Below are 7,657 nucleotides of genomic sequence, written 5' to 3'. Positions count from 1 at the left end.
GACCAAGCTGTCGGTGCTCGATCAGATCCTGCAACCCGAGCTGCATCCGCAGCTTTACGGCAACGTGTTCCACTCGGTGAAAATCAACTACTACCCGCCGCGTGGTGATTCCAAAGAAGGATGGGACAATATCGATATCTTCGGATGGCTCGGCTATCCGATGCAGATCAAGATTAATTTTTTGTGCCGCGATTCGATCCTGGCGGCGCCGCTGGTGCTCGACCTCGTGCTGTTCATGGATTTGGCGCATCGCGCAGGCATGCGCGGAATCCAGGAATGGCTGTCGTTCTACTTCAAGGCGCCGATGCACGCGCCGAACATCTATCCCGAGCACGACATTTTCATTCAGCTAATGAAGCTCAAGAACACGCTGCGCTGGATGCGCGGCGAGGACCTGATCACGCATCTCGGGCTCGAATACTACGATTGACCATCCATTTGCGGGCCGTTTCAACCGTTGGCGCGCCGCATTAGAATCAAAGCCTGATGGGCGTGCTTAGCGGCAAGACGATCGTGCTCGGCGTGAGTGGCGGAATCGCCGCTTACAAATCCGCGGAACTCGTGCGCATGCTCGTCAATGCGGGCGCGAATGTTCGCGTCATGATGACGCGCAACGCCACCGAGTTCATTACGCCGCTCACGCTCCAGGCGCTCAGCGCGAATCCAGTTGCGACAGACACCTTCTCGCTCACGCAGGAATCCGAGATCGGGCACATCCGGCTCGCCGATAGCGCGGATGCGATCGTGATCGCGCCCGCGACGGCCGACGTGATCGCTAAGGCCGCCGTCGGTATTGCCGACGATATATTGACGACCGTGCTGCTCGCCACGCGCGCGAAAGTCGCGTTCGCGCCCGCGATGAACGTGCACATGTACGAGCATCCGACGGTCATCGAGAACCTTGCCAGGCTGCGCTCGCGCGGCGCGGTAATCATCGAGCCAGGTGAGGGCGCACTCGCATGCGGCTACGAGGGCAAGGGGCGCCTGCCGGACCCGGCGATCGTCGTCGTGGAAATCGAGAAGATGCTCTCCGCGCAGGATCTCGCGGGCGAAAATATCCTGGTGACGGCGGGCCCGACTCGGGAACCGATCGACCCGGTGCGATTCGTCTCGAATAGTTCGTCGGGCAAGATGGGATTTGCGATTGCGCGCGCGGCGTGGCGCCGCGGTGCTGCAGTTCGAATAGTCGCGGGACCGTCCGCGCTCGCGACGCCTTATGGCGTCGAGCGAATCGACACGGTGACGGCGGCGGCGATGCTCGCGCAAACGTCGAGCAATTTCCCGTGGTCCACGGCGCTCGTGATGGCGGCGGCGGTTGCGGATTTCCGTCCTGCGCATCCGGCGGGCGGCAAAATCAAGAAGGACGCGCGCGGGCTTCGACTCGAGATGGAGTCGATCGCGGACGAGATGCCGCGGCTGGCGGCGAAGAAGGGCGCGCGCATTCTGATCGGATTCGCGGCCGAGACCGATGATCTCGAAGCCAACGCACGAGCCAAACTCAAACGCAAAGGACTCGACCTCATCGTGGCCAACGATGTGTCGCGGGAAGGCGCCGGCTTCGAAGTCGATACTAATATCGTCACGCTCATCGGCGCCGATGGCCGCTCGCAGAGCCATCCGCAGATGTCCAAGGACGCGGTCGCGGATTTGATACTAGATCGAATGGTCGCGCTCCGCGCCGCCAAACCGAAGTCGGGCCGCGCGGATAAATCCGCGCGCCTGCGCGCCGTCAGATAACTTTCGAATGGACCCGTCATCGCCGCCGGATCGCCGAACGCTGGTCGCCACGATCCGCGACTACGTCGAGCAGTTGCGCGAGGAGGGTATGGAAGGACTGCCCGCGCCTGCGTCGTCCGCACCACGCGTGATGCCCGCCGCGTCGGCTCCTGCGGTGAGCAAGGCCGACGCCGCACCAATACCGACGGAACTGTTCTCGAAATATCCCGGACTCGAGAAATCCTCGACGCTCGACGAGTTGCGCGAGTTCATCGGGAATTGCCAGCGATGCAAGCTCGCGCCGCGCCGTACCAATCTCGTCTTCGGCGTCGGCAATCCCAACGCGCAGTTGATGTTCGTCGGCGAGGCGCCGGGGGCCGACGAGGACGCGCGCGGCGAGCCGTTCGTCGGCCGAGCGGGTCAGTTGCTGACCGACATCATCGAGCGCGGCATTGGGATCAACCGCGCCGACGTGTACATCTGCAACGTGATCAAGTGCCGCCCGCCCGACAATCGAAATCCGGAGCCCGACGAAGTCGCTGCGTGCGAGCCGTTTCTGTTTCGCCAAATTGACATTGTGCGCCCGCGCGCGATCGTCGGACTGGGCACATTCGCCGTGCAGGCGGTGCTCAAGGTGAAGATTCCCATCAGCAAGCTGCGCGGCAACTGGCAGGATTTTCGCGGCATACGGTTCATGCCGACGTTTCATCCCGCGTACCTGCTCCGCACGCCCGGCGACAAGCGGCTGGTATGGGCGGATATTCAGGAAGTGATGAAATATCTCGGGATGCCGATTCCGCGCCGCGGCGGTTCCGTGTCGTGAGCGTGCGCTTAAGACTCGTCGTCGTGGCGTTGGCGATCGCGACCGCGGCATTCGCATCGCAGCAAATGCTTGCCGCCGACGTACCCGCAAAAGCGGCCGCGCATACGCCGCCCTGGGTCGAATTGATCACGATTGACGGCTCGATCAATCCCGCCACCGCCTCTTACATCGAAGACTCGCTCGCCTCCGCAAATACCGAAGGAGCAAGCGCGCTGGTGATCGAGCTCGATACGCCGGGCGGTTTGCTCAACTCGGCGGAAAAGATAGTCAAGGCGATCCTGGCCGCGCCGATTCCGGTGATTGTTTACGTTGCGCCGTCGGGCGCGAGCGCCGCGTCCGCCGGCACCTTCATCACTGAGGCCGCCAACGTAGCCGCGATGGCACCGGGAACAACGATCGGGGCGGCTCATCCGGTCGAGGAGGGCGGTGACGACATCAAGGGCGCGATGGGTCAGAAGGTCGAGAACTTCACCGCGACCTTTGCGCGCACGATCGCGCAGGAGCGCGGGCGCAACGAAGATTGGATCGAGCAGGCCGTCCGCCACAGCGTCGCGATCGGCGAGCGCGAGGCGCTGGCGAAGAATGTCATCGACATCGTCGCGCCCGACCTCCGCAGCCTGTTGACGCAAGCCACCGGCCGCAAGGTCCAGGTCGCGGGCCAGACCGTGACGCTCGCGGTGGCCGACGCCACAGTGCGCCGCATGCGGATGACGCCGGGCCAGCAACTGCTCAACGTCCTCGCCGATCCCAACATCGTCTATCTGCTGCTGATGGCGGGATTGATCGGCCTGTACTTCGAGTTCGCGCATCCCGGCGTGATCTTTCCCGGCGTCGCCGGCGCGATTTGCCTGCTGCTCGCGCTAGCGTCGTTCCAGGTTCTGCCGGTGAACCTCACCGGCCTGCTGCTGATTTTTCTCGGTGTTGGAATGTTGATCTCGGAAGCCTTCGTCACCAGCTACGGAATCCTCGGCCTGGGCGGCGTCACTGCTTTCGTCATCGGCTCGTTGTTTTTGATCGACACTTCAAAGACTGACTTGGTCGTCAATCGCGACATTATCTATGGCGCCGCCGCCGCGCTGACGCTGATCATCCTCGGCATCGGATATATAGTGGCCCGCGAGCGCCGCCGCCGCGCGACCACCGGTGCGGAAGGCATTGTCGGCGAGGTCGCGGAAGTGCGCGAGGCGATCGCTCCGGGCGCGCCAGGCAAGGTGTTCGTGCATGGCGAGATATGGCGCGCCGTCAGCGCCGACGCGCTCAGCCCCGGCGCTCACGCACGCGTGAAGTCGATCAATGGTTTGGAACTGCAAGTGCAAAAGGTAGCTTAGCGCCGGCGGATAGCGCAGGTTATCTTCAAGCCCTCGTGCGCTTTGGGGCGAAGGAGAATCGCGATGGCGAGCGGAGTCGGGATAGTCGTCTTCATCGGCGTAATTTTCATTTTGAGCGGGCTCAAGGTCCTCAACGAATACGAGCGTGGCGTCGTTTTTCGACTCGGGCGTCTCACTCCGTATCGCGGGCCGGGCGTGATTTTCGTGATTCCCGTACTCGAGCGGATGGCGCGAATTGATCTTCGCACCGTGACGCTCGACATCCCGCCGCAAGACGTCATCACCAAGGACAACGTGACGGTCAAGGTCAGCGCGGTGCTGTATTTTCGCGTCGTCGACCCGTCGCGCGCCGTGACCGAGGTCGCAAACTACCTGTTCGCCACGATGCAACTGGCGCAGACCACGTTGCGCTCCGTCGGCGGCCAGACCGAGCTCGACGAACTGCTCAGCCAGCGCGACAAGCTCAACGCGCGCATCCAGGAAATAGTCGATTCGCAAACCGAGCCGTGGGGCGTGAAGGTCACGCTGGTTGAGTTGAAAAATATCGATCTGCCGCAGGACATGCAGCGCGCGATCGCGGCGCAGGCTGAGGCCGAGCGCGAGCGGCGCGCCAAGGTGATCGCGGCGGAGGGCGAATTCCAGGCGTCGCAGCGGCTCGCCGATGCCGCCGAGATCATGAGCAAGAGTCCAATAACGCTCCAGCTTCGCTATCTGCAGACGCTCAAGGAGATCGCGACCGAAAACAATTCCACCACCGTCTTTCCGATGCCGATCGATCTGTTCGAACCGTTCCGCGCGTTTGCGAAAGCGGCCGGCATCGGCGACGACAAGCCCAAGACCTGAAGGGCCGCGTCGTTTCGTTGGCACCACACTGAATTTTCGGAGAAAATTTGTACCCTATGGGCAAGCTGATAATGGTTCGTCACGGCGAGAGCGAAGGCAACGCGATTCGGCGCTTCACCACCTCGGGCGACGCGAAGATCACGGAGCTTGGCCGCCGCCAGGCTCTCGAAGCGGCGCAGAGAATCAAGCAGAAGTTTCAGCCGGTGCAGGTGATCGCGAGCACGTTCACGCGCGCCCGCGAAACCGGACTCATCATCGCCGCCGAACTGGGCATCCCGATCGAGTACGAGGCGGAGTTCCGCGAGATGAGTCTGGGCGACCTCGCGGGGCAGCCGTACGACTCTATCGCCAACGATCCCACTTTCGATCCCAAGCGCTCATGGGCGTGGCGCGCGCCGCACGGCGAGAGTCATGAGGACGTTCTCAGGCGCGTCGCGCCTGTGCTCGATCGCGTAGCTGGAAAATTTTCCGACGACGAGATCGTAATCGTCAGCCACGGCGGCGTAATGCGAGCGGTTTGGGCTCACGTAACCGGCGAGTGGGAAAGCGCGCATGTGCCACCGAATTGCGGCATCGTTGTGATCGAGCATCATGGCGGACGCTACCGCGAGCCCGAAGTGGTGTACGGCGAAACTCCGGCGCAAGAATCCGGCGGGTGATAGTCAGGCTTTAGCCCCGCCCGGCAAAACCGAATCGAGAAATTCCTGGCTGCGCAGCCGTCGATCAACGATCGAGCCGATGAACCGCGCCAGCGCGAGCGCACCGTCCGGGCCCGCCGCTTCCGATCCGGGCGAGGCGTCCATCGGCAACCTGTCTAGTCGCGCGAGGTTGGTGGCGCCCCTACTCGACAGCTTGATCGCGCCCTCCGCCACCGATGGCCGGCATTTCGCGCACACGATCCCGCCGCGCGACACGACGAAATACACCGTCGCGCCGTTGTCGCCGTTGGGGGTCGCGCAGATGCGGCAGCGCGTGAACTCGAGTCCGAATCCCGCCCATCCGAGCAGCCGCATCTCGAAAGCCTGCCGGAGCGCCGCGTCCGCAAACCGCGTGCTGAGCGCGCCGAGTCCTTCCGACAGCACGCGATACGCTTCCGCCGCCTCGCTCTCCTCGGTCGTCAGCGCGTCGGTGAGTTCCAGCATGTAGCTGCCGAGCGCGATCTTCGCGAGGTCGTCGTCGAGCACGTGCTGCGTCAGGTCGGCCGCTTCGGCGCGCGTAATAAACACCAACTGCCCGTGCGGCCGGCGGCGATAGTGCAGGACTACGTGCGAAAACGGTTCGAGCTTGCGCTCGAAGCGATGCCGCGACGCTTTGGCGCCCTTCGCGATTCCGCTGAGCTTGCCGGCGTTGAGCGTCAGCAGCGTGACGATTCGATCCGACTCGGCGTAGTCGCGTGCGCGAAGCACGATCGCCGGGGTTGATTCTTCGATCGGCATGAATTTCTAGTCGCCGACGCTTCTGCGGAATACGGCTTGCTGAATATCTTTGACCTCGACGCGCATCCGCTCTGCGTTGGCGATCGCCCTTCCCGAGTCCGACGCTTCCTTCATCAGCATGTCGAAGCGCGCCGCGATATTTGCGAGCTTGGCATTCGCCTCGGTCAGTGCGCGCCGCCGGAGCTCCTCGCTCTCCCACGCACCCTCGGCATATTCGCGCAGCTCGCGGCTCTCGAACACCAGCTCCTGCAGCTTGTCCTCGTATCCTCGCACGATTCGGCGCAGTGCTTCGACTACCTTCGGCCGCTCCTCAGGATCTTTCCACAGCACGTGTGCCAGGAACATCAGATCATCTTCGGAGACCGCGCCGCGTCCGGCGAGAATCGCGTGCGCGCGCAAAATGCCGAGGGAGTTTTTCCAGCGCCGATCCGACACGATGATTTGCTCGCGCGCGAGTTCGCGCCTGATTTGCGCGATCGCCTCTAGGATCGCTCCCGGCACCGTGACTGCCGCAGCCGCCGCGCGCAGCTCGTCGAGCTCGGCAAATTTCAGCGTCGTGCGCGCACGATCCGGACCGCCGGCCATCATGCGGATGAAGCCATGCTCCTCGGTGATGTAATCGGCCATGAAGCGCAGCATGAAGCGATCGTAAAGCGCGGTCAGCTCGTCCTCGTCGGGTAGTTCGTTCGAAGCGCCGAACATCGTGATCAGCGGCACCGCGACGCGCTCGCGGCCGTTGTGGAAAATCCGCTCGTTGATAATCGTCAACAGCGCGTTGAGGATCGAGGAGTTGGCTTTGAAGATCTCGTCCAGGAACGCGATGTGCGCCTCGGGCAATTTGTGCGTGGTGACGCGCCGGTAGTCGTCTTCCTCGAGTCCCTTGAGGCTGACCGCGCCGAAAATTTCCTCCGGCGTGCTGAATTTGGTCAGCAGCCACTGAAAATAGTTCGCACCTTCGATTCGGCGGCACAGTTCGTCGGCGAGCATCGACTTCGCGGTTCCCGGCGGCCCGATGATCAAAACGTGATTCGCCGACAGCATGGCCACGATTGCGCCGTCGATCAGATCGATTCGTTCGAGGAACATCCGGTTCAGTTCCTCACGGATTCGCGCGAGCTTCGATAATGCGGTGTCTGCCACTTGCCTTTTCATCATGATCTCTACCAGACCGCAGCCAAAGACTTAACCCCATGCGCGCTTCGAGGCTTGCCGCCGCTCCGCTGCTGGCGCTAGATCAGGTAGTTGCAAGCGGGAGGAAGATCGCGATGGAAAAGGCGCTGAGCGGGGTCAAAGTTCTGGACATGACGCAGTTCGAGGCCGGCACCTCGTGCACAGAGATGCTTGCGTGGCTCGGCGCCGACGTCATCAAAGTCGAGTCGCCAAAAATGGGCGAGCAGGGTCGCTGGCTGCTCACCGAAAAGCAGGGCGTCGATTCCTACTACTTCATTTTGCTCAACGCCAACAAACGCGGCATCACGCTCAACCTGAAGAGCGAGAAGGGCCGCGCGATG

General features: G+C 62.7%; 9 protein-coding genes. 7 read left to right on the top strand and 2 right to left on the bottom strand.

Annotated elements, in window-relative coordinates:
• The 6 genes from VJX68_RS14095 to VJX68_RS14070 form a co-directional block, all read left to right on the top strand.
• The coding region (locus VJX68_RS14095; RefSeq protein WP_324096344.1) for an inositol-3-phosphate synthase at window positions 1-430 on the top strand (430 nt) is incomplete at its 5' end.
• Window positions 431-492: 62 nt separating this feature from the next.
• Entirely contained in the window at window positions 493-1,737 is a 1,245-nt protein-coding gene (gene coaBC, locus VJX68_RS14090) for a bifunctional phosphopantothenoylcysteine decarboxylase/phosphopantothenate--cysteine ligase CoaBC (protein ID WP_349255919.1), read from the top strand.
• A 7-nt stretch (window positions 1,738-1,744) separates the two neighbouring features.
• Window positions 1,745-2,539 carry a uracil-DNA glycosylase gene (locus VJX68_RS14085; protein ID WP_324096342.1) on the top strand — a complete coding sequence of 265 codons (795 nt, stop codon included), beginning with the start codon at window positions 1,745-1,747 and terminating at the stop codon, window positions 2,537-2,539.
• Window positions 2,536-3,867: an NfeD family protein gene (locus tag VJX68_RS14080; protein WP_324096341.1), complete on the top strand. Its 1,332-nt coding sequence runs from the start codon at window positions 2,536-2,538 to the stop codon at window positions 3,865-3,867. The genes VJX68_RS14085 and VJX68_RS14080 overlap by 4 nt, the downstream gene beginning before the upstream one ends.
• Window positions 3,868-3,930: 63 nt before the next feature.
• Entirely contained in the window at window positions 3,931-4,710 is a 780-nt protein-coding gene (locus tag VJX68_RS14075) for a slipin family protein (protein WP_324096340.1), read from the top strand.
• Window positions 4,711-4,766: 56 nt separating this feature from the next.
• The gene (locus VJX68_RS14070; protein WP_324096339.1) at window positions 4,767-5,369 is read left to right on the top strand and encodes a histidine phosphatase family protein; all 603 of its coding nucleotides are present in this window, start codon (window positions 4,767-4,769) and stop codon (window positions 5,367-5,369) included.
• 3 nt (window positions 5,370-5,372) lie between these two features.
• On the opposite strand, the gene recO is transcribed toward VJX68_RS14070, so the two are convergent.
• Complete coding sequence (gene recO / locus VJX68_RS14065) at window positions 5,373-6,146, bottom strand: DNA repair protein RecO (RefSeq protein WP_324096338.1); 774 nt, start codon at window positions 6,144-6,146, stop codon at window positions 5,373-5,375.
• Between the two features lie 6 nt (window positions 6,147-6,152).
• Complete coding sequence (locus VJX68_RS14060) at window positions 6,153-7,286, bottom strand: AAA family ATPase (protein WP_324096337.1); 1,134 nt, start codon at window positions 7,284-7,286, stop codon at window positions 6,153-6,155.
• A gap of 125 nt (window positions 7,287-7,411) precedes the next feature.
• Here VJX68_RS14060 and VJX68_RS14055 point away from each other — a divergent pair.
• The coding region (locus tag VJX68_RS14055) for a CoA transferase (RefSeq protein ID WP_324096336.1) at window positions 7,412-7,657 on the top strand (246 nt) is incomplete at its 3' end.

It is taken from the genome of Binatus sp. (SeqCode), assembly GCF_035272065.1.
GTDB lineage: Bacteria > Desulfobacterota > Binatia > Binatales > Binataceae > Binatus.
The sequence above is the reverse complement of the archived record's forward strand: the minus strand, read 5'-3'. Positions and strand labels throughout refer to the sequence as shown.